Source organism: Micromonospora cathayae (assembly GCF_028993575.1).
Classification (GTDB): Bacteria; Actinomycetota; Actinomycetes; order Mycobacteriales; family Micromonosporaceae; genus Micromonospora; species Micromonospora cathayae.
This window is the reverse complement of record NZ_CP118615.1, coordinates 4,903,865-4,924,375: the sequence shown is the minus strand read 5'-3', so window position 1 is coordinate 4,924,375 and position 20,511 is coordinate 4,903,865. Positions and strand designations below refer to the sequence as shown.

At 73.3% G+C, this 20,511-nt stretch carries 19 protein-coding genes and 2 pseudogenes; 15 read left to right on the top strand and 6 right to left on the bottom strand.

Translation table 11 applies throughout. The annotated features are described in order from the left end of the window. Positions 1 to 69: 69 nt before the first annotated feature. Positions 70 to 528 carry an Rv0361 family membrane protein gene (locus tag PVK37_RS22075; protein WP_423791100.1) on the bottom strand — a complete coding sequence of 153 codons (459 nt, stop codon included), beginning with the start codon at positions 526 to 528 and terminating at the stop codon, positions 70 to 72. Between the two features lie 111 nt (positions 529 to 639). Here PVK37_RS22075 and PVK37_RS22070 point away from each other — a divergent pair, with 111 nt between their 5' ends. Further along, positions 640 to 2,343 (top strand): acyl-CoA dehydrogenase family protein, encoded by a 1,704-nt coding sequence (locus PVK37_RS22070; RefSeq protein ID WP_275029546.1) that lies wholly within the window; start codon positions 640 to 642, stop codon positions 2,341 to 2,343. A 3-nt stretch (positions 2,344 to 2,346) separates the two neighbouring features. Here the strand turns inward: PVK37_RS22070 and PVK37_RS22065 are convergent, their stop codons facing one another. Then, complete coding sequence (locus tag PVK37_RS22065) at positions 2,347 to 2,766, bottom strand: winged helix-turn-helix transcriptional regulator (RefSeq protein WP_275029545.1); 420 nt, start codon at positions 2,764 to 2,766, stop codon at positions 2,347 to 2,349. A 148-nt stretch (positions 2,767 to 2,914) separates the two neighbouring features. Between PVK37_RS22065 and PVK37_RS22060 the strand changes: the two are divergent. Further along, positions 2,915 to 3,535, top strand: a pseudogene (locus PVK37_RS22060) (oxidoreductase); the annotation flags it as partial. 35 nt (positions 3,536 to 3,570) lie between these two features. On the opposite strand, the gene PVK37_RS22055 reads toward PVK37_RS22060, so the two are convergent. Both PVK37_RS22055 and PVK37_RS22050 read right to left on the bottom strand, forming a co-directional pair. Next, a complete protein-coding gene (locus tag PVK37_RS22055) occupies positions 3,571 to 4,572 on the bottom strand; it encodes a tyrosine-type recombinase/integrase (RefSeq protein WP_275029544.1) in 1,002 nt (333 codons plus the stop codon). A 79-nt stretch (positions 4,573 to 4,651) separates the two neighbouring features. Beyond that, positions 4,652 to 5,080: an Hsp20/alpha crystallin family protein gene (locus tag PVK37_RS22050; RefSeq protein WP_275029543.1), complete on the bottom strand. Its 429-nt coding sequence runs from the start codon at positions 5,078 to 5,080 to the stop codon at positions 4,652 to 4,654. Positions 5,081 to 5,233: 153 nt separating this feature from the next. On the opposite strand from PVK37_RS22050, the pseudogene PVK37_RS22045 reads away from it, so the two are divergent. Then, positions 5,234 to 5,512, top strand: a pseudogene (locus PVK37_RS22045) (HNH endonuclease); the annotation flags it as partial. A 261-nt stretch (positions 5,513 to 5,773) separates the two neighbouring features. Here PVK37_RS22045 and rox read toward each other — a convergent pair. After that, on the bottom strand, positions 5,774 to 7,201 hold the full coding sequence (gene rox / locus PVK37_RS22040) for a rifampin monooxygenase (protein WP_275035206.1): 1,428 nt from the start codon (positions 7,199 to 7,201) through the stop codon (positions 5,774 to 5,776). Between the two features lie 467 nt (positions 7,202 to 7,668). Between rox and PVK37_RS22035 the strand changes: the two genes are divergently transcribed. The 12 genes from PVK37_RS22035 (at position 7,669) to PVK37_RS21980 (ending at position 19,287) form a co-directional block, all read left to right on the top strand. Continuing rightward, a complete protein-coding gene (locus PVK37_RS22035) occupies positions 7,669 to 8,685 on the top strand; it encodes a hypothetical protein (RefSeq protein ID WP_275029542.1) in 1,017 nt (338 codons plus the stop codon). Positions 8,686 to 9,181: 496 nt separating this feature from the next. After that, a complete protein-coding gene (locus PVK37_RS22030) occupies positions 9,182 to 9,922 on the top strand; it encodes an ABC transporter ATP-binding protein (RefSeq protein ID WP_275029541.1) in 741 nt (246 codons plus the stop codon). Beyond that, positions 9,922 to 10,650 carry an ABC transporter permease gene (locus PVK37_RS22025; RefSeq protein ID WP_275029540.1) on the top strand — a complete coding sequence of 243 codons (729 nt, stop codon included), beginning with the start codon at positions 9,922 to 9,924 and terminating at the stop codon, positions 10,648 to 10,650. The genes PVK37_RS22030 and PVK37_RS22025 overlap by 1 nt, the downstream gene beginning before the upstream one ends. A 20-nt stretch (positions 10,651 to 10,670) precedes the next feature. Then, positions 10,671 to 11,777, top strand: coding sequence for a sensor histidine kinase (locus PVK37_RS22020; protein WP_275029539.1), 1,107 nt, complete (start codon positions 10,671 to 10,673; stop codon positions 11,775 to 11,777). Next, complete coding sequence (locus PVK37_RS22015; RefSeq protein ID WP_275029537.1) at positions 11,774 to 12,379, top strand: response regulator transcription factor; 606 nt, start codon at positions 11,774 to 11,776, stop codon at positions 12,377 to 12,379. Before PVK37_RS22020 ends, PVK37_RS22015 begins: the two co-directional genes overlap by 4 nt. A gap of 389 nt (positions 12,380 to 12,768) precedes the next feature. Beyond that, a complete protein-coding gene (locus tag PVK37_RS22010; protein WP_275029536.1) occupies positions 12,769 to 13,110 on the top strand; it encodes a YnfA family protein in 342 nt (113 codons plus the stop codon). A 406-nt stretch (positions 13,111 to 13,516) separates the two neighbouring features. Further along, positions 13,517 to 14,242, top strand: coding sequence for a hypothetical protein (locus tag PVK37_RS22005; RefSeq protein ID WP_275029535.1), 726 nt, complete (start codon positions 13,517 to 13,519; stop codon positions 14,240 to 14,242). Then, the gene (locus PVK37_RS22000) at positions 14,196 to 15,857 is read left to right on the top strand and encodes a GH3 auxin-responsive promoter family protein (RefSeq protein ID WP_275029534.1); all 1,662 of its coding nucleotides are present in this window, start codon (positions 14,196 to 14,198) and stop codon (positions 15,855 to 15,857) included. The genes PVK37_RS22005 and PVK37_RS22000 overlap by 47 nt, the downstream gene beginning before the upstream one ends. A gap of 62 nt (positions 15,858 to 15,919) precedes the next feature. Next, entirely contained in the window at positions 15,920 to 16,798 is an 879-nt protein-coding gene (locus PVK37_RS21995) for an SAM-dependent methyltransferase (RefSeq protein WP_275029532.1), read from the top strand. Positions 16,799 to 16,838: 40 nt separating this feature from the next. Continuing rightward, positions 16,839 to 17,984, top strand: a complete 1,146-nt coding sequence (locus tag PVK37_RS21990) for a hypothetical protein (protein ID WP_275029530.1) — start codon at positions 16,839 to 16,841, stop codon at positions 17,982 to 17,984. Then, positions 17,981 to 18,697, top strand: coding sequence for a DUF6182 family protein (locus PVK37_RS21985; protein WP_275029528.1), 717 nt, complete (start codon positions 17,981 to 17,983; stop codon positions 18,695 to 18,697). Before PVK37_RS21990 ends, PVK37_RS21985 begins: the two co-directional genes overlap by 4 nt. After that, positions 18,694 to 19,287, top strand: coding sequence for a maleylpyruvate isomerase N-terminal domain-containing protein (locus PVK37_RS21980; RefSeq protein WP_275029526.1), 594 nt, complete (start codon positions 18,694 to 18,696; stop codon positions 19,285 to 19,287). The genes PVK37_RS21985 and PVK37_RS21980 overlap by 4 nt, the downstream gene beginning before the upstream one ends. On the opposite strand, the gene PVK37_RS21975 is transcribed toward PVK37_RS21980, so the two are convergent. Continuing rightward, a complete protein-coding gene (locus tag PVK37_RS21975; RefSeq protein WP_275029524.1) occupies positions 19,284 to 20,345 on the bottom strand; it encodes a MerR family transcriptional regulator in 1,062 nt (353 codons plus the stop codon). The two genes, PVK37_RS21980 and PVK37_RS21975, sit on opposite strands and share 4 nt — an antisense overlap. Positions 20,346 to 20,511 lie beyond the last annotated feature (166 nt).

Here is a 20,511-nt window from a genome sequence, read left to right as displayed (position 1 = left end):
GCAGCCGACCGCCGGGGCGGTCGCCGCGGTGTTCGGCGGGTCGGACGGTCGACGAGCCGGTGTGCGGCGTCAGAACGGGTCACCGCAGACCCGCCACCCGCCGTCCTCCTTCACCACCGGCAGGTCACGCTGTTCGGCGGCCCCGCCGTCGCGGGTCAGCCGCACGGTGACCGTGCCGGTCGGCCGGCCGTCGCGGGTCGCCACCGACACGTCGGTGATCTGGTGGCCGGTCAGCACCGGCGGGGTACGCACCCACGCGGCGAACCCGATCGGTGACCACCGGGACCGGGCCGGCGCACACAACCGCCGGTAGGCGGCGTCGGCGTCACCGGCGGTGACCTCGGTGAGGAACGCGTCGGCGGTGGCGCGGACCGGCGCGTCGGCCTGCCGGACCGCCTGCACGTTCCACACGCCCAGCCCGGCCACCCCCACACAACACAACCCGAGCAGCGCGGCGACGACGGTCGCGCCGGCCCGCACCGGCCGGTGCGGCCGGTGCGGACGGGACCACGACGCCGAGGACATGATGACCCACGCTAGATAACCCGACACCGCCCGCGCAGCCGGTCACGGCTGTCGCCGCCGGCAGGCATCGTCTACGGTCGACGCAACCCCGTCGTGAAACACCAGGAGTGCCCGATGGTCCGCTTCGTGCAACAGGTCCCGGCACCGTCCGACCCGTACACCGGCGACCCGCTGCTGCGGTCGTGGCTGGAGCGGCACCTCGGCCCGGCCGGGCACGCCGCCGCGAAGGGCCGCCTGGCCGACCTGGCCGCCGACGTGGTCGGCCCGCTGCGCGCCGCGCACGCCGACGCCGAAGCGCACCCGCCCCGCCTGGTCCGCTACGACCCGTGGGGCGCCCGCGTCGACCGGGTGGAGACCTCCGCCGGCTGGCGGACCCAACGCGCCGCCGCCGCCCGGCACGCCGTGGTGGCCCTGCCGTACCTGCCGGACGCGCGCGGCACCTGGGGCGCGGCGGCCCGGGTGGTGCAGCACGCCCTGCTGCACCTGTACGGGGCGGAGTCGGCCACGTTCTCCTGCCCGGTGGCGATGGCCGACGGGGCCGCCGCGCTGCTGTCGCGTCCCGAGGTCGACCCGGCGGTGCGGGACGCGTGGCTGCCCCGGCTGACCGCCACCGACCCGGACGTGGCGGTCACCAGCGGGCAGTGGATGACCGAGTCGCAGGGCGGCTCCGACCTGGCCCGCTCCGGTACCCTGGCCCGGCCCGCCCGGGACGGATCATGGCGGCTGACCGGCGAGAAGTGGTTCTGCTCGGCGGTGGACTCGGCGCTGGCGGTGGCCCTGGCCCGCCCCGAAGGGGCCGGCCGGGGCAGCCGGGTCCTCGCCCCGTTCCTGGTGCCCCGGTACGCCGCCGACTCGCCCCTCGCGGTCGGTGGTGACCCGACCGGCCCCGCCCCCGGGGTACGGATCCACCGGCTCAAGGACAAACTCGGCACCCGGGCGCTGCCCACCGCCGAGGTGGGGCTGCGGGACGCGTACGCGCTGCCGCTGGGTGACCCGACCCAACCCGGCCTGGCCCGGGCGATGACCCTGGTGGTGGTGACCCGGCTGCACAACGCCGCCGCCGCCGTGTCGGGGATGCGGCGCGGCCTGGCGTACGCCCGTGCGTACGCCGACGCCCGGCAGGTCGCCGGTGGCCGGCTGGTCGACTCGCCGCTGCACCGGGCCACCCTGGGCACCCTGGGCGTGGACACCGCCGGCGCGTTCGTACTGGCCGGGCACGCGTTCGCGCTGATGGGCCGGGTGGAGATCGGCGCCGACCCGGACGCCGCCGCCGAACTGCGGGTGGTCGCGCCGCTGGCGAAACTCGCCACCGGCCGGCTCGCCGTGTCCTGCGCCAGCGAGTACGTGGAGGCGTTCGGTGGGGCCGGCTACGTCGAGGACACCGGCGTGCCCCGGCTGCTGCGCGACGCGCAGGTCCTGCCGATCTGGGAGGGCACCACCAACGTGCTCGCCCTGGACGTGCTGCGCGCGGTCAGCCGCGAGGACGCGGGCCGGCCGCTGCTGCGTCGGCTCGCCGCCGCCGCGGACACCGCCCGCAGCCTGTCCCCCGCGCTCGCGCACACCCTCACCGCGGTCACCGAGGAACTGCGGGACACGTTCGCGCAGGTCGCCGCCGACCCGGCCGGAGTGGCGGCGGTCGCCGGCGCGCGGGCGGTGGCGCTGCGCGCCGCATCGGCGCTGACCTGCGCGCTGCTGGTCGAACACGCCGCGTGGGGCGACGAACCGGCCGAGGTGGCCGCCCGGCTGTGGGCGCGCCGGTGGCTGCGGCACGAGGAGATCGCGGTGGACGCCCACCAGCACGTCGACCTGCTCTGCTGATTCTCAGACCGTGGTCGCGTCGTTGTTCGCCCGGTGGGCGAGGACGTCGCCCATGTGGTCCTGTGCCCAGCCCCGCAGCCCACGGGTCAGGTGGTGCAGGGAGAAACCCAGGTCGGTCAGTCGGTAGGTGACGGTGACGGGCACGGTGGGTGTGACGGTACGGGTGAGCAGCCCGTCGCGTTCGAGGGCCCGCAGCGTCTGGGTCAGCATCTTCTGGCTGACGCCGGCCAGGAGCCGGGACAGTTCCGAGTAGCGCATCGCCGTCGGGCCGTGCGACCCGTCACCTCCCAGCGCGCACAGGATCAGCACGACCCACTTGTTCGAGATCCGGTCGAGGAGCTGACGGCTGGGACACGCCGCCAGGAACGCGTCGTACTCGGCCTTGGCCTGTGCCCTTTTCCCGGCGGCCGCCGTCGTCGCCACTGGCCCCACCTTTCCCCCGTTCGGGACGGTTACGCACCTCAGGGTACCTACTTCCGGAAGGGAAGTATGTCTTCAACACTGGTGCCAGCAGCCGGGAGGCACCAGCCCGGCGGGAAGCGAAAGGCACCACGATGATCACGTCCTCTCGTCGCTGGTCATCGCCACCAAGGTGGGCGCCACCCGCGACACGCGGGGCGGCTGGCCGGTGGCGCGGCGTCCCGACGACCTGCGTAGGCAGGTCCACGAGAACCTCGACTCCCTCGGCGTCCCGACCCTCGACCTGGTCAACCTGCGGATGGGCGACGCCCAGGGCCCCCGGCCCGACCCGGTCACCGAGGCGCTCGAGACGCTCGTCGACCTTCAGCGGGAGGGCCTGGTCCGCCACATCGGGGTCAGCAACGTCACCGCGGAGCAGGTTGCCGAAGCGCGCCGGACCGCGCCGATCGTGTGCGTGCAGAACATGTACAACCTCGCCCACCGCCACGACGACGACCTCGTCGACCAGCTCGCCGCCGACGGCATCGCCTACGTGCCGTTCTTCCCCCTGGGCGGGTTCACGCCCCTGCAGTCGCAGACCCTCTCGCGGGTCGCGGAGCGGCTGGCGGCGACGCCGATGTCGGTCGCGTTGGCCTGGCTGCTGCGGCGCTCGCCGAACATTCTGCTCATCCCGGGCACCTCGTCCGTCGCCCACCTGCGCGAGAACACCGCAGGCGCCGGACTGTCCCTGTCCGCCCAGGACATGACCGAACTGGACAGCATCGGCCACTGAACCGGGCCGCCCCACGGCGTGTCCGCCGGGCCGGGTCAGCCGGGGGTACGTCGGGACCGGGCCGCCCAGATCACGTACGCCGGATCCCGGTCCAGGTTGTGCCGGTCCCGGTCGTAGCGGCGGGTGGTCCGCGGATCGGCGTGCCCCATCGCGTCCTGCACGTCCTCCAGGGGGACGCCCTCGGCGCGGGCGGTGGTGGCGAACGAGTGCCGCAGCGAGTGCGGGGACAGTTTCGCCCACGCCGGGATGCCGGCGGCCCGCGCCAGCCGCCGCACCAGCCGGAACACCGAGTGCCGGTCGAGCCGGCCGCCGGTGGCGGTGACCAGCAGCGGACCGGTCAGGTCGGCCACCGGCACGCCCTGCCCGGCGGCCCGCTGCGCCAGGTACGCGTCCACCGCGTACGCGGTGCCCGGCGTCAACGCCCGCCGCCGGGACCGGCCACCCTTGCCGACGAACCGGACACTGCGGTGGCCCCGCTCGACACCCAGGTCGTCGACGTTCAACGACACCAGTTCCCCGACCCGCAGCCCCAGATCGGCCAGCAACGCCAGCACGGCCTGGTTCCGGACGGCGGTCGGGCCGGTGTCGGCGCGGGCCGCGGCCAGCAGCGCGTCCACCTCCTGCGGGGTGAGTCCGACGGTGGCGGAATGGTCCCGGTCCACGTGCGGCCGGTCCGCGCCGGCGACCGGGTTCACCTCGACGGCCCGCAGGCGCAGCAGAAAGTCGTACCAACTGGACACCGCCGACATGCGGCGGGCGATGGTGGCCGGGGTCAACGGCCGACCCGTCCGGGCGCCGAGGGTGGTCTCCAGGGCCCGCGCGTAGGCGTTGACGTGCAGGAACGTCGCCCGCAGCGGGTCGATGCCGTGGTCGGCGCACCAGGTCAGCCAGCCGGTGACGTCCCGCCGGTAGGCGTCCCGGGTGTGGGCGGACAGTCGCCGGTTGGCCAGCCACGCCTCGGTGAAATCGACCGGCCCGCCGGGCAGCGCGGGGGTCGACGACGGGCGGTACCGCACCGGAACGTCCGAGGGTGGCATACCGGAAAGGCTCTCAGCTTCCGGCGGGGAACGCGACGAGGCGCGCCCGGGCGTACGTGGGCGCGCCTCGTCGTACCGGTCAGGCGTTGATCTCCTTGCGGCCGGTGCCGTTGGCGGCCAGCACGGCGACCCGGCGGGGCTTGGCCCGTTCCGCCACCGGGATCCGCAGGGTCAGCACCCCGTTGTCGTAGCCGGCCTCCAGACGGTCGGTGTCGAGGGTGTCGCCGAGGAACAGTCGTCGGGTGAAGGTCCCCATGGGCCGCTCGGCGGCGACCAGTTCGACGGTGTCGCCGGTGGGACGGCGGCGTTCGGCCCGGACGGTCAGCACGTTGCGTTCCACGGTGCAGTCGATGCTGTCGGGGTCGACACCGGGCAGGTCGAGCACGGCGTAGAAGTGGTCGCCGTCGCGGTAGGCGTCCAGGTGCATGACCGCCGGACGGGCGGCGGTGCCGAAGAACTGGTCCGCGAGCCGGTCGATCTCCCGGAACGGGTCGGTACGCATGAGCATGGTGTGCCTCCTCGGTTCTCCTGTACCGAAGCTTCAGGTTGAGTCTGGTGGACTCAACTCCTCTTCTTTGATAACGCGTACCCGCCCGATCGTCAAGCGGAGGACGTGCGGCCGAGGCTGACGACGTCCGGACCAGCCCGTACCCTGCGACGCATGCTCTCCGGCGTCAACGGGCTGTCCCGCCACTTCACCCCCGACAGCTTGCGCGAGCACCTGCTCGCCCGCTCCACCCGGACCGGCACCGGCTGCCTCGTCGTGCGCGGCTACGGCAACCGACCCGGCGACTACCAGAAGGTCGCCGGGCGCGCCTGGGCACACATCGCCGCCTACGCCGTCTTCGTCGGCGACCACGACCCGGACCTGCACGTCGACCACCTCTGCGGCGTCCGGGACTGCATCGAACCCACCCACCTGCGTCAGATCACCCCCGCCGAGAACAGCCGTACCCGCGCCCGGGCGCCCCGCTGCCGCAACGGCCACGAGCGGGAGACCGACCCGACCACCGGCACGTACCGCCGGACCTGCCGGGCCTGCAACCGTGACGCCCAACGCCGCTGGCGGGAACGGCAGGCCGCCGAGGCCGCCCAGGCCCGCGCCGGCCACCGGCCCCTGACCCGGTCGGCGCGACCACCGCCCCGGGCGCGGGTTCGACGCCCGCCGGTCGTCACCGACGTGCGTCGACCACCACGCCGGTCACCCGACGGCGGCACCGAACCACGCGGACAGCGGACCGGACAGCTCCTGCTGGTCGTCACCCACCCACACCACGTGGCCGTCCGGGCGCAGCAGCACGGCCGGCACGTCCAACTCGTCGCTGACGTCCACCACGTGGTCGACCCGGTCCGCCCAGCCCGCCACCGACAGCCGGCCGGTCTGGTCGAGCAGCAACCCCCGGCCACCGTGCATCAGCCCGTACAACCGCCCCCGGCCCAGCCGCACGTCCCGCAGTCGCCGGCCGAGCAGGTCGTGCCCCTCCCCGAGGTCGTAGCGGACCCCGATCGCCGTGATCTTCTCGGTCAGGTACCGGTTGACGTCGGGGAACCGCACCAGCTCCGACACCAGCCTCCGCACCGCCCGGGGTCCCGGCTCGGTGGACAGCAGCTCCATCTGCGCGCGGGTGTTGTCCAGCACGTCGGCGGCCACCGGATGCCGTTCGGTGTGGTAGCTGTCCAGCAGCCCCGCCGGCGCCCACCCGTCGACCTCGGCGGCCAGCTTCCACCCGAGGTTGAACGCGTCCTGAATCCCCAGGTTGAGGCCCTGCCCACCGGTCGGCGGATGGACGTGCGCCGCGTCGCCGGCCAGCAGCACCCGGCCCGTCCGGTACCGCTCGACCAGCCGGGTGGCGTCACCGAACCGGGACAGCCAGCGCGGCGAGTGCACACCGAAGTCGGTGCCGGCGACCACCCGCAACTGCCGCCGGAACTCCGCCAACGTCGGCGCGACCGTACGGTCCCCGGACACCCCCTCGGCGGGCACGACCACCCGGTACACCCCGTCCCCGAGCGGCCCCAACCCGAACCGCTTCTGGGTCTGCCGGACCTCGGCCACCACGGCCGCCACCTCCTCCGGCGGCACGGCCACCTCCATCTCGCCCAGCAGCGTCTCCACCCTGCTCGGCTCACCGGGAAAGCCGACACCGAGCAGCTTGCGTACCGTGCTGCGGCCGCCGTCGCAGCCCACCAGCCACCGCGAGCGCAGCACCGTGCCGTCGGCCAACCCGACGGTCACCCCGTGGTCGTCCTGGCTCAGCTCCACCAGCTCGCTGCCCCGCCGGATCTCGGTACCGACCTCCACCGCACGCTCGGCGAGCAGGCGGTCGGTGACGGTCTGCGGAATGCCCAACACGTACGGGTGCGTGGTGTCCAACCCGTCCGGCGCGGGCGCGGTGATACCGGCGAAGAAACCAGCGACCGGATGCTGCCGGCCGTGCGCCAGGAACCGGTCCAGCAGACCCCGCTGGGCCAGCACCTCGATGCTGCGCACGTGGAGGCCGAGCGCCCGGACGTACCGGGGCGGCTCCGGGTCCTTCTCCAGCACGAGCACCCGCACACCGTGCAGCCGCAACTCGGCGGCCAGCATCAGGCCGGTCGGTCCACCACCGGCGACGATCACGTCGATCACGAAATCCCCCATCATCTCGGCCGGTCGCCGCGCACCGTCCGGTGGAGCGAGCCCCCACCTGCCCGGCACCACGTCCGTCACGGAACCCCTGGTGACGCCCGGCTTCCGGCCCCGGCGGAGGATTCTGCGGCACCACCCGGGTCTTGCCGCAAGACCCCCGGTGCGCTATACCTTGGAAAGGGCAGGGAGCCGGACTCCTTGCCCTTTGTCGTTCCTGGCCACAACGGCGCCGGGACCGTCCGTCACACCGGCGGTCCGGGACGCCAGGCAGGCGGGCGGGCCTTGCGGTGCGACGTGCACGGACTACCGACCCGGCCCGAGAGCACCCACTGCCGGCGACTTCGGTTACTGTGGCACTACCGTGGGTGGTGTGCGTCCATCGGTCGAAGCCAGTACCCAGTGAACTGATCGTTGACCTGGGGGTTGCTGTGCCTCGTCGGACCCGGCACTGGGTGTGGGCTGCACGCGTGGTGTTCGGCGTGATCGTCGTCGCATTGGCCGGATACCTGCTCGTGGTGGGACTGGACAAGGCCGACAAGCTGGCCAGCGGTATCAGCGCGGTGGTGGCGCTGATCGCCATGGGCGCGCCGTACCTCCTGCCCCCACCCTCGCCGCCAGGTGTGCCGGCGCCCGGGCCGAACCGGGTCGAAGACACTGTCGCGGCCCCCACCACGGGCGGTGTGCCGGCCGACACCGGACGACAGCCGGCCGGTGACGAACGGCCCCCACAGATCACACCCTCGGGTGGCGCGACCGCCCATCACCACGGTGTTGTCACCACCGTCGTGATGCACGACGTCACGATCGAGAAGCACTCTCACCCACCGGCGCGGGGCACCGTGCCTCCCCTTGTTCTTCTGCTCGTGCTGTGCCTGTGCGCGGTACTGCTCTGGCGCGGATCCGAGGCGGCACCGGGGCTCGTCGGCGGCCCGGCAGCCAAGCCCACCGTGCCGAGGCTCTACCAGGCCGATGCGCCCGGGGCGGGATGCGACAACGGGGGTGCACGCTGGACCCTCCTGAAGGGCAAGGTCACCTGTACCGGTCAGCGGGCGGCCTACCGGGACGCCCGCGTCTCGCTCCACTGGCCCGGGCGGGCCTTCCCACCCGCCTACGAGATCACCCTCCACGCCGACGCTCTGGGTCCCACGTCGTGTATCAGCATGCTGATGCGTGACAGATACGGCGTGTCGGCGTGCGCGTCGGGCGGCGTACGTATCTATCGGATCGAGCCTGAAGTGACCGCGATAGCCGGCGAACCCACCGGCACGTTCACGCAGGCCCAGATCACCATCCGCGTGACAGAACGCAAGCTCACCCTGACGGTGTTCACCCACGACAGGGACGACGTGATCACGCTCACGGTGGTCGATGACGCGTACGGCTCGGGAGACGTGTTCGCCATCGCCGTCACCCCGCCGGACGGGGAGCCCGCCGGGCACGCCACGGCGACGCTCCACGGCTTCCAGTACCGAGCGATCTCCTAGAGCTGATCAACTGTCGCCCACGGGCCCGTGGGTACCTGTGGCCACGCCCCGCACCACTGGCGTCCGAGAAGTAGCCGTCCTCCTCCAGAGCCGGCGAAGCCTCGCTACCTACGTCGGCGGCCGGCAAGCGCGGCCGGCTCGGTGCGCGCCCGCGCGACCAGGGCAGCAAGGCACGCTGTGCACCAGCGTAAATCCTTACGCACCTTAACTGACATTATGATGTGCAGACCCTATGCCCCTTTTGTCCGACCGGATTATCGGATTGTCGTTACCGGTAATTAGGTAATCCGGGCGAGGTGTGTCAGGCACGTGGACGGTCGCGGTCGGTGTCGCGGCCGGACCGCTTCTCGGCGAAGATCCGTCGGCATCCGAGCCGCCCCCGCCCGTGGTCCCGGTCCACGTCGCTCACCGACCTGTTCCCAAAGGACATTTGTCACGGCGGACCGCGTATTCGCGGCTCTGCTCGCGTGACCAGCGGTTTCATAGCGTGATCGTCATGGACGACATGGCGGTACGCCTCACCGGGATCAGCAGGAGGTTCGGTTCCGTCCGAGCCGTCGACGACCTCCACCTGACGGTCGAGCGGGGCAGCGTGGTCGCCATGCTCGGCCCGAACGGCGCGGGCAAGACCACAGCGATGTCGATGATGCTGGGTCTCGCCCCACCGGACACGGGAACGGCGACGCTGTTCGGCGGCACCCCCGCCGAGGCGATCCGAGCCGGCCGAATCGGCGCGATGCTCCAGGACGGCGCGTTCGTGCCCGGGGCCACCGTCCGTGACGTGATCGAACTGGCCCGAGCCCTGTACCCCCACCCACTGGACACCGACCGGATCCTGACCGCGGCGGGCCTGACCGGACTCGCCCGCCGACGCCTCGACAAACTGTCCGGCGGCGAAGCACAGCGGGCCCGCTTCGCGTTCGCCCTCGCCGGCGACCCCGATCTGCTGATCCTCGACGAGCCAACCGCCGCCATGGACGTCGCGGCACGGCAGGCGTTCTGGACCGCCATCCGCTCGTATGCAGCCGACGGCAGAACCGTCGTGTTCAGCACCCACCAGCTACCCGAGGCCGACGAGTACGCCGACAGGATCGTGGTCCTCGCCGCGGGGCGGATCGTGGCCGACGGGACACCCGCGCAGATCCGCGCGACAGCCGGCGTACGCGACGACGTCTCCCTGGACCGGGCGTTCCTCGCTCTCACCGAATCGTCCGTCGCCACCGAAACGGAGCACTGATGCGCGCCTACCTACGATTCGAACTGCGCCGCCTCGTGCGGGACCCCCGGCTGATGTTCTTCTCGATCATCGGGCCGGTAGCCACGTACCTGATCTTCTCGGCTTGGTCCGCAGGTGACCGCCTCGAAGGACTGGCCGCACCGGTCGCCGTCATGATCGGCCTGGCCGGGTACGGCGCTGTCGCGGGCGTCCTGATGGTCGGATCAGCGGTCTCCCAGGAACGCGCGGCGGGCTGGCTGCACCAGCTCCGGACCACCCCGCTGCCGGCCGGGCGGGTCGTCGCCGTGAAAGCCCTCGTCAGCAGCCTCACCGCGATCCCACCGGTGATCGCGGTCGGCGCGGCCGCGGCCATCCAGCATCACGTCGAACTGTCGACTGGCCGGTGGGTCGCGCTGCTGCTGCTCATGTGGGCCGGCACGGCGCCGTTCGCGCTGCTCGGCCTCGCCATCGGCTACGGACTGTCCCCGCAGATGGCCGTGCCGGTCAACTTCCTGGTCTTCCTCGCGCTGTCCGTGCTCGGCGGACTGCTCGCACCCGCCGCCTACTTCCCGCAAGGTCTGCGGAGCCTCGCGCACGCGCTGCCGACCTACCGGTACGCCGAGCTCGGCTGGCGCTCCGCAGCCGGGCACCCGCCCACCGGATCGGGCCTGGCCGTCCTGGCCGCCTGGACCGCAGGGTTCGCCCTCGTCGCGGCGTGGGCGTACCGGCGTTCGACAGCGCGCCGCTGACAGCGGATACGGTGGCGATCATGTCCGGCGACCGGCATACCCGGCGGCGCGGGGTCGCGCTCCTGGTCGCGCACACGGCGTGGCTGTGGTTCCTGCTGCCCGTAGCCGCCGCGGTGACGCACCGGCCGGTGGCCGCCACCGGGTTGATCGTCTTCGTACTGCTCTACATGACCCTGGTGGCGGTGCCTGTGGTGCACCTGCCGGTCCGTCCCGTCGTGCACCATGCGGGGCTGGCCGTCCTCGCGCTGCTCGGTACCGGGCTGGCCGCCGCCTACGCCGCCGGGCGCGGCAGCTGGCTCACCCTCCTCCTGTTCGTATGCTCGGCCGGCGCGCTGGGTCTCGTCCGCCCGGCAGCCGGATTCGCCTGGGTCGGCGGCAGCATCGCCGCCATCCTCGTGATCGGCTCCGTGCACTCCCTGCCAGCCGCCGACACCACCCCGATCGCCCTGATCACCGGGCTGGCCGGCGCGTCCACCATCGCCTTCGTGCGGTTCGTCCGGCTCGTCGAGGAACTACGCCGCACACAGCAGGAACTCGCCCGCACCGTTGTCGAGCGGGAACGCCTACGGTTCGCTCAGGACCTGCACGACCTACTCGGCCACACCCTGTCCCTGATCGTGGTCAAGGCCGAGGTGGTCCGCCGCCTCGTCCCCGCCGACCACGAACGCGCCGCGAGGGAGGCGGCCGACATCGAACGGATCGGCCGTACCGCGCTGACCGAGGTCCGCGAAGCCGTCACCGGCTACCGCGAGCACAGCTTCGCCCGCGAGCTGGACAACGCCCGAACCGTCCTGACCGACATCGGCGTCCAGGTCACACTCGACGAGACCGGGCCCCCACTCGGCGTGCAGGCCGACGAGGTGTTCCGTTGGGTGCTGCGCGAGGCGGTGACGAACGTGATGCGGCACAGCGCAGCCACCCGCTGCGACATCGTGGTGAGCTCCGGCACCGGCGGGGCGACACTCACCGTCCGCGACAACGGCGTAGGTCGACACGCTCCACCCGGCAACGGGCTGCGCGGTCTCGTCGAACGAGTCCACCAGGCCGGAGGCACGCTGCACGTCGGCCCGATGCCCAACGGCGGGATCGAACTGACCGCACACCTGCCCGCGATGGTGACCGCATGATCCGGCTGCTGCTCGCCGAGGACCAAGGCATGATGCGCGGCGCCCTCGCCCTGCTGCTGAACCTCGAGCCGGACATCGACGTGATCGCCCAGGCCGGCACCGCGGCCGAAGCACTGCGGGCCGCCGTGGACACACGTCCAGACGTGGCCCTGCTCGACATCGAGATGCCCGACGGCAACGGACTCGACGTCGCGGCGCAACTGCGGGAGGATCTACCCGGCTGCCGAGTCCTCATCCTGACCACCTTCGGCCGGCCCGGCTACCTGCGCCGGGCGATGGAAGCCGGCGCGGCCGGATTCCTCGTCAAGGACGGGCCGGTCGAGCAGTTGGCGGCAGCCGTACGGCGAGCGCTCGCGGGCGAGCGGGTGATCGACCCGGCGCTCGCAGCGGCAGCGTTGTCAGCGGGACCGAATCCGCTCACCGACCGGGAGCGGGAGGCTCTGGTCGCAGCCGTGGACGGCGCGACAGTCGCGGACATCGCCGCGCGGCTACACCTGTCGGAAAGCACAGTCCGCAACTACCTGTCAGCGGCGATCGGCAAGACCGGCACACGGAACCGGATCGAGGCCGCGCACCGAGCCCGGGCGAACGGCTGGATCTGAACAGGCGTCGGCACGCGTCAGGACTCGACGGCCAGCTCTCGTTCCCGGCTGGTGACACGTTTCTTGCCGGCTCCCCTGCTCCGGGGCTCTGGCCCGTTCCGCGCGGCGCACCACGTCCAGGGTCTCCGCCGGCGGCCCCGACGGCACGACGTGGCCGAACGTGTCGGTGGCGGAGAAGCTGACCCGTCGACCGGACCGGCGTGCGCCACCAGGATCTCCCGCTGGCAGGTGGAGGCGCGCCGGTCGTCGAGGTGGGTGCGGTACCGGTATCACGGGTCGGCGGCGTCGACGGCGCACGGCATGCGCGGCCCGCCCAGGGCCGCCTTGCTGGGCGACGACGGGCCACCCGTGCGTACTGGCGACGGTCACGTCCGGGTACGGTCCCGGACGTGACCGTCGTCCGCTCCCTGCTGCTGTTCATCCTGGCCGCGCTCGCCGAGATCGGCGGCGCCTGGCTGATCTGGCAGGGCTGGCGGGAACACCGCGGCCTGTGGTGGATCGCCGCCGGCGTCGTCGCGCTCGGCGCGTACGGGTTCGTCGCCAGCCTGCAACCCGACCCGAACTTCGGGCGGATCCTGGCCGCCTACGGCGGCGTCTTCGTCGCCGGCTCCCTCGCCTGGGGCATGGTCGTGGACCGGTTCCGCCCGGACCGGTGGGACGTCGTCGGCGCCGCGATCTGCCTGGTCGGCGTCGCCATCATCATGTACGCCCCACGCGCCACCGACAGCTGACCGACCACTCGGCCCCGGCGGTTCACCGCGCCGACATCGGCTGACTCCGACCGCGCCCCTGCGCCCACGTCACCGCGTTTCCGCAGATCAACCGGCCACATTTCCTACCCCGCAAATGGGATCGGGCGGAACCGTCGCCTATCGAACGACATCAAGGCCACTCGGGCCGGTCGCGCGCTGTGGTCTGTCGACCACCGGACGTTGACATCGAAGATCCTTCCGACGTAATGTCGGCACGCGCCAGCCGACGGGACACGATTCCGCTCCCGGGCAGAGCAATGGCGCACCGAAGTGCGCAAAAAGCACGTGATTCGCCCGGCGCGGCTTTAGGCCGAAAACGGTAGCGGAATCGCGGGTCGGATCGCGTCCGGAAAACCGGCGCCATTCAGGTGGGGAGGGCCCGGGGATGTCGTCGTCCGACCCGACCGCGCCGGCGCCACGCCCGCCCGCCGCCGTCGGCGGGTACGCCCCGTTCTGGGTGCTGCTCGGCCCCGACTACGCGGGCAAGTCCTCGGTCCTGACCGCCGTCAGCGACACCACCGGGTGGGCCGCGGTCTCCTACGACGACGGCCTTCTCGACCCCGGACTCCCGCTGATCAGCCGGCTGCGGGACGACATCGTGCCCGAGGCGCTGCGCGGCGCGGCCGACCGGTACTCGCCGGACCTGGTGCTCAGCGTCCTGCAGACCGCCGTGGTCTTCCTCCGTGACCAGGCGTTGCGCCAGCCGGGGAGCGAGCCGGTGCTGGTCGACTCGTACTACTACAAGATCCTCGCCAAGTGCCGGCTCGCCGGGCTCGTCAACGACGTGCTCTTCGACTGGTGGCGGTCCTTCCCGGCGCCCCGCGGGGTCATCTACCTCGACACCGACGTGCGGACCGCGTGGCGGCGCTCCGCCAGCGGCGACCGCCTCAACCGGTTCGAACACTACGGGGCCCGCCCCGGCCGGGAGGCCTTCGAACGGTTCCAGGCCGACCTGCGCCGGGAGATGTTCGCCGAGGTCCGAGGGCTGCCGACCTTCGTCGTCGAGTCGGACGCCGACATCGACGTGATCGCCCGCCGGGTGGAACAGATTGTGAGACGGAACAATGACCCAGACCCCGACCTCGTCGCGGCTGACCCAGTACCGGCATAGGGTCGTCGCCGAACGGGACGCGCTGCGCCGGGCGCTGCCCACCGCCGCCGAACACCAACAGCAGGCCCTGGCCGACGTACTGGCCCACAACGCCGGCACCGCATTCGGCGTCGAACACGGCTTCGCGCGAATCCGGAATATCGACGATTTTCGGTCGGCGGTGCCGATCCGTGACTACGACGCCCTGGCGCCGTGGATCGAACGCGCCGCCGCCGGTGAGCAGAATGTGCTCTCCGCCGACGATCCGGTGGTGTTCTTCAAGAGCAGCGGCAGCACCGGCGACAGCAAGAAGATCCCCATCACCCGGACCTTCATGAAACGGGTGTTCTTTCCTTTTTACTACGCGGCGTGGGCGAACTTCGCCGAACATTTCCCCGCCGTACTGGCCCACGACGACTCGACGCTGAACCTCAAACACGACCCGGTGCCGGTGGACACCACCGCGTCGGGCCGCCCGCACGCCGGGGCCAGCCAGGTCGACTTCGGTACCGCCTTCGGGGAACCCCTGTCCGCCGAACCCGGCACCCGCGCGCCCTGGGCCACCCTGCCGGCCCACGCCGCCGACGCCGACCACCTCGAACGCGCCTACCTGCGGCTGCGGCTGGCCGTGCAGGCCGACCTGCGCTGCGTCATCGGCATCAACCCGGCGATGGTCGCGGCGGTGCCCCACCAGCTCGCCCAGTGGTGGCCGCGCATCGTCAAGGACCTGCACGACGGCACCCTCGGCGGCCACCCGTACGGGCCGGCCGACCGGGAACGGGCCGCCCAGCTGGAACGGCTCGCCGCGTACCACGGCACCCTGCTGCCGGCGCACGTGTGGCCGAACCTGGAGCTGATCTTCTGCTGGACCACCGGGCTCGCCTCGCTGTACCTGCCCCGGCTGCGGGAAGCCTTCGGGCCGGGCGTCACCGTGCTGCCCGCGCCGGTCGCCGCGTCCGAAGGGCCGGTGGCCGTCGCCCTGGACCGGCATCCCACCGCCGGGCCGCTGGTGGTGCCCGCCGCCTGGTACGAGTTCCTGCCCGCCGACGACGACATCCGGCCGGACAGCCCCACCCTGCGGCACGACGAACTGGCCGAGGGACAGGAGTACCACGTGGTGTTCACCCACGTCGGCGGGCTGTACCGGTACGCGCTCGGTGACGTGGTGCGGGTCGTGGACCGGGTCGCCGGGGTGCCCCGCGTCGAGTACGCCGGCCGCCGCAACCTCAGCGACGTCGCCGGGGAACGGCTCCGCGAGTCGCACGTGGTGCGGGCGTTGCGGACCGCGCTGGACGGAGGCGGCCTGGAGGTCGTCAACGCCACCTGCCGGGCCGTCGACACCGGCGTCGACGTGCCCCGGTACGAGTTCGCGCTGGCCCCGTTCCGGCCGTTCGGCGACACCGAGACCCGGACGCTGGCCGGGGCCCTCGACACCGCCCTCGGATCGGTGTCGGCCGGCTACCGGACGGCGCGGGCCGCCGGTCGCCTCGACCCGCCCGTGCTGCACCTGGTGCCCGCCGACCGGTTCCTGACCGAATGGCAGTGGCGGGTCGCCCAGGGCACCCGGCCGGCCCAGGTCAAGGACCGGGTCTTCCAGCGGGACGAGGCCGGCTGGCAGCGGGTGCTGGGCCGGTGACCGGCCGCCACACCACCGGCACGCGACCCGCGTCGCCGTCGACCGCCAGCGAAAGGACAGGCATGGACGGCTTCGACGCCGTGGCGAGGACCGCGCTGCTCACCGCCGCGCTGCGGGCCCAGGAGACGGCCCGACCGGACCGCCTCTACGCCGACCCGTACGCGGTGAAACTCGCCGCCGAACTGGGCCCCGACCTGTTCGGTACGGTCGACACGGTCAGCGGGGAGAAGCGGGCCGAACCCGCGCCGGAGCGGCCGCTGCCGAACACCACCGACTACAACGCCATCCGGACCCGGTTCCTCGACGACTTCCTGCTCACCGCCGTCGCCGACTCCGGCCCGACGCAGATCGTCATCGGCGCGGCCGGCATGGACACCCGCGCCTACCGGCTGCCCTGGCCGACGCAGGTGGAGATCTTCGAGGTGGACCGGCCGCAGGTGCTGGCGTTCAAGGACGCCGTGCTCGGCGACGAGGCCCTGCCGGCGGGGGTGACCCGCCGCACCGTCGGCGCGGACCTGCTCGTCCCCGGCTGGACCGACGCGCTCGTCGCCGCCGGCTACGACCCGACGCGGGCCTCGGTGTGGCTGCTGGAGGGGCTGCTGTACTACCTGCCGGAACGGCAGGCCCGGGAACTGCTCGCCACCGTGGCCGCCAGCACCGCCCCCGGCAGCCGGGTGGCCTGCGACATGGTCAACGCGCAGGCGCTGCGGTCACCGGTGATGCGGCCACTGCTGGCGGTGTTCGAGGCGTGGGGAAGCCCGTGGCTGTTCGGCAGCGACACCCCGGAACTGCTGTTCGCCGAGTACGGCATCGACGCGGTCGCCGTGCAGCCGGGCGAACCCGGCGCCGACTACGGCGGCCGGTGGCGGGACCCGGTGCCGCCACGTGACCTGGTGCCCGACGTCGAGCGGGTGTTCTGCGTCCACGGACGGCGGGTGTGACCGGCCCGGTGCGGCCCCGGGTGACCGCCGGCACCGGCCGATGACCGCCCCGGCCACCGGTGGGGACACCGGGAGGGTGCCCCGGGTCCTGGTCGCGCCGGTGACGGTCACCCCCACCAAACCGTTGACCCCCAGCCACGTCAAGGGGCTGCTCTGGGTCGACGCCCTCTACAAGGCCACCGCGCTGGTCGCGGACGTGGACCTGCGGTACAGCCTCACCACGTACAACGTGACCGGTCAGACGCTCGGGTTCTGGGAGTACCTGGACCGGGCCGGCCCGCGGGTCGACTTCGCCACGCTCGGCGAGGACGAGATCGGCGAGTGGTACGTGCGGTACCAGGCGCAGCCGCAGCGCCCCGACCATCGGGCGCTGCTGCCGTACCGGCGGCGGGTGGAGCAGACCGGCTGGGTGCACCCGGCCAGTGCCCGCCTGGTGGACCTGTGGGTCGGGCACTACCGGGCGCTCGGCCTGCACGACCCGGGCCTGGGGGTGGCCCAGCCGCCCGCGTCGACCCTGGCCGAGACGGTGGACACGTTGGCCAGCCGGTCGCTGTGCCTGGACCTGCGCGCCGACGGCGGGCCGGTGTACCTGGACGCCACCCGGTTCGGGTTGCCGCTGCGGCAGATCGTGTCCCCGGACGGGCAGCCCAACTACCTGGCCTGCGCGCTGCGGGAACTCGTCCCGGTGGCGGCCGGCTACGACGAGGTGGTGCTGCTGTACGACCGGGAACTGGCCGAGGACTACCTGCTGCTGGACCGGGTGTTGACCGCACTCGGCGCGCGGGTGTCCCGGGAGGTGGTGGACCGGGTACCGATCGACGGGGTGGTGCGGTCCAGTCGGCACGGCGGCTGGCAGGGGTACACCCTGTCGGCGGTACGGGACGCCCTCGCCGACGGTGATGCCGACGACGCGGCGGTGCGGCTCGGGTTGCGGCTGTACTTCATCGCGGTCCTCGGGCGGGGCACCCAGCAGTCGTTCCGGGTGGAGCAGCTACGGGCGGCGGTGACCCGGGCCGGCCGGCTGCTGGCGACGGCGCCCCGGGCCCGGCTCGGCGAGGTGGACCGTTTCCTGCGGCGGGCCATGGGCGGGCACCACTACGTGGACCCGTACCGGTTGACGTCGGCGCTGCTGGCCCGGCACGGCCGGCCGCCGGTACGGGAACTGACGAGGCTGGTGTTGGTGTGACGGACGGACGGCAGGAGTTCCTGGCCGGGGTGCTGCGGGAACGGATGCGTCGCGCCGGTGTCGACGCCGACGGTTGGCTCGACCCGCCGGCCGGTGCCGGGGACCCGCACGTCGGGGCCGGGCCGGCGGCACCGTCGGTGGACCTGACGGCGGTGGTGGTGCTGAACCGGTTCGACCCGGTGGCGTTGGCCGGGTCGGCGCCGCGGTTCGCCGCGTCGCTGGACCCGGAGCAGGGGCGGGCGTGGCTGGCGGCCTTCACCCGTACCGTGTTCCTGGCCGGGAATCCGGCGAACCTGCGGGAACGGTTCGGGTTCGCGCGGGTGGACGCCGGGATCGCCTGGTACGGGCCGGCCCCGGCGGCCGAGGTGACCGGGCTGCGTCGGCTGGTGAAGCTGTTCCCGGCCGGGCCGTTGACCGTGCCGGCGGAGCTGGTGGTGCCCGGCGGGGCGGGGGCCGGCGGCCGGGCCTGGCGGCTGGCGGTCGCCACCGACGGGCTGACCATCGCCGACTACCTGGTGCACGTCAACCACACGCTGGTGGAGGCGGTTGTGACCGGGGTGCTGCCGGCCGGGGAGCCGCTGGTGGTGACGCATCTGCCGGACCTGGACGACGCGACGCTGGGCGCTGCCGACGCGGTCCGGGTGCACCGAGACCGGAACCGTCCCGACCGGTTGCGGGCGTACGCCTGCCTGACCGCGCCGGGGTCGCGGTGAGGCTCGACGGGCCGGCGGTGACGGGTGCGGCGGCCGAACTGGTCCGGGTGCTGCGGCCGCAGGTCCACGGCGACTGGACGGTGCCGGCCGGGCCGCTGCAGTGGAGCTGCCGGGACACCGCCGTGCACGTCGCCCACGACCTGCTCGCCTACGCCGGCCAGCTCGCCGGCCGACCCACCGACGGGTACCTGCCGTTCGACCTGACCGTCCCCGACACCGCCGGCCCGGCCGACGTGCTCCGGGTGGTCACCGCCTGCGCCACGCTGCTGGCCACGGCCGTCGACACCGCCGACCCGGACGTCCGCGCCTGGCACTGGGGGCCGTGTGACCCGGAGGGCTTCGCGGCCATGGGTGTGGCCGAGATCCTGCTGCACACCCACGACATCACCCGGGGCCTCGGGGTGCCGTGGCGGCTGCCGGCCGACGCCAGCGCCGCCGTGCTGCGGCGGCTCTTCCCGGACGCCCCGGACGGCGAGGCGGCGGCGGTGCTGCTCTGGTCGACCGGCCGGGCCCCGCTCGGGGACCGGCCCCGCCGCACCGGGTGGTCGTGGCGGGCCGCCCTCGACGCGGACGGCCCGTCCACCGGTTAGTCGGTGACGACGTCGGCGACCACGCAGGCGATGTTGTCCAGGGCGCCCGCCGCGTACGCGCGGGCCATCAGGTCCGTCACGGCCCGGTCCGGGTCGGGTGCGGCGGTGAGCACGGCGTGCAGGTCGGCCCGGTCGAGCACCGTCGACAGCCCGTCGGAGCACAGCAGGTACCGGTCGCCCGGTTGGGCGGCCCGCACCGACAGGTCCACCTCGACGCGCTCGCCGGCACCGAGGGCCCGCACCAGCAGGGACCGCTGCGGATGCGTCGACACCTCGGCCGGGTCGAGCCGGCCCTGGTCGACCAGCGACTGCACGTACGTGTGGTCCCGGGTGAGCTGGTGCAGCCCGCCGTCGCGCAGCAGGTAGACCCGGGTGTCGCCGATGTGCACCAGGGCGACCTGCGTGCCGGCGCACCGTACCGCCGTCAGGGTGGTGACCGGCTGGTGGTCGGCGGTGGCGTACCGGCGTACCGCGCGGTCGGCGTCGGTGACCGCGGCGGCGAGCATGGTCAGCAGGTCCACGGCGGGCGCGACGACCGGGTCCAGGGCGGCCAGCGCGGCGACGGCGGTGGCGGCGGCCGACGCGCCGCCGGGGCCGCGCATGCCGTCGGCGACGGCCAGCAGCCGGTCGCTGGCGTACGTGGCGTCCTCGTTGCTGTCCCGTACGGGGCCGGTCTCGCAGCCGGTGGCGTAGCGGAAACCGATGCCGGGTTCGCGCACGGCGGTGTCCCTTCCGGAGAGGTGGTCGACGAGGACGGTGGCGAGGCGGCCCCGGGCGGCGGTGTCGTCGACGACCCGCCGCCAGTAGGTGTCGACCGCCTCGGCCGCGGCGGCCGGGGGCAGCCCGCACACCGCGCGGATCTCCGCCAGGGGCATGCCGATGGCGCGGAGCCGACCGATCAGCCGGGCCCGGGGCACCTGGTCCGGGTGGTACAGCCGGTAGCCGGTGTCCGGGTCGACCGCCGCCGGTGGGAGCAGCCCCAAGTCGTCGTAGAGCCGCAACGCCTTCGGTGTCAGCCGCACGGTACGGGCGAACACCCCGATGGTCAGCAGCCCCACGTCACCCTCCTCGTCGTGCCGGCCGGTGTCGGCCGGTACGCCCCAGGTTGGGTGTTGCCCGAGGGGCAAGGTCAAGGCCGGGCCGCCGTCGGGTTCGTCCGGGACGGCGGCGGGTGACCGGGCGCGGGCCGCCGGCGGGGACGCGCCGGCCCGCGCGGCCCGGCGG

What these genes read in the sequence shown, in the direction of transcription:
- PVK37_RS22055 (WP_275029544.1), bottom strand. Translation starts at nt 4,572, where the DNA reads ATGCCACCCTCGGACGTTCCGGTGCGGTACCGCCCGTCGTCGACCCCC.
- PVK37_RS22025 (WP_275029540.1), top strand. Translation starts at nt 9,922, where the DNA reads ATGCGCGCCTACCTACGATTCGAACTGCGCCGCCTCGTGCGGGACCCC.
- PVK37_RS22015 (WP_275029537.1), top strand. Translation starts at nt 11,774, where the DNA reads ATGATCCGGCTGCTGCTCGCCGAGGACCAAGGCATGATGCGCGGCGCC.
- PVK37_RS22005 (WP_275029535.1), top strand. Translation starts at nt 13,517, where the DNA reads ATGTCGTCGTCCGACCCGACCGCGCCGGCGCCACGCCCGCCCGCCGCC.
- PVK37_RS21995 (WP_275029532.1), top strand. Translation starts at nt 15,920, where the DNA reads ATGGACGGCTTCGACGCCGTGGCGAGGACCGCGCTGCTCACCGCCGCG.
- PVK37_RS22070 (WP_275029546.1), top strand. Translation starts at nt 640, where the DNA reads ATGGTCCGCTTCGTGCAACAGGTCCCGGCACCGTCCGACCCGTACACC.
- PVK37_RS22000 (WP_275029534.1), top strand. Translation starts at nt 14,196, where the DNA reads ATGACCCAGACCCCGACCTCGTCGCGGCTGACCCAGTACCGGCATAGG.
- PVK37_RS22030 (WP_275029541.1), top strand. Translation starts at nt 9,182, where the DNA reads ATGGACGACATGGCGGTACGCCTCACCGGGATCAGCAGGAGGTTCGGT.
- PVK37_RS22020 (WP_275029539.1), top strand. Translation starts at nt 10,671, where the DNA reads ATGTCCGGCGACCGGCATACCCGGCGGCGCGGGGTCGCGCTCCTGGTC.
- PVK37_RS21990 (WP_275029530.1), top strand. Translation starts at nt 16,839, where the DNA reads ATGACCGCCCCGGCCACCGGTGGGGACACCGGGAGGGTGCCCCGGGTC.
- PVK37_RS22050 (WP_275029543.1), bottom strand. Translation starts at nt 5,080, where the DNA reads ATGCTCATGCGTACCGACCCGTTCCGGGAGATCGACCGGCTCGCGGAC.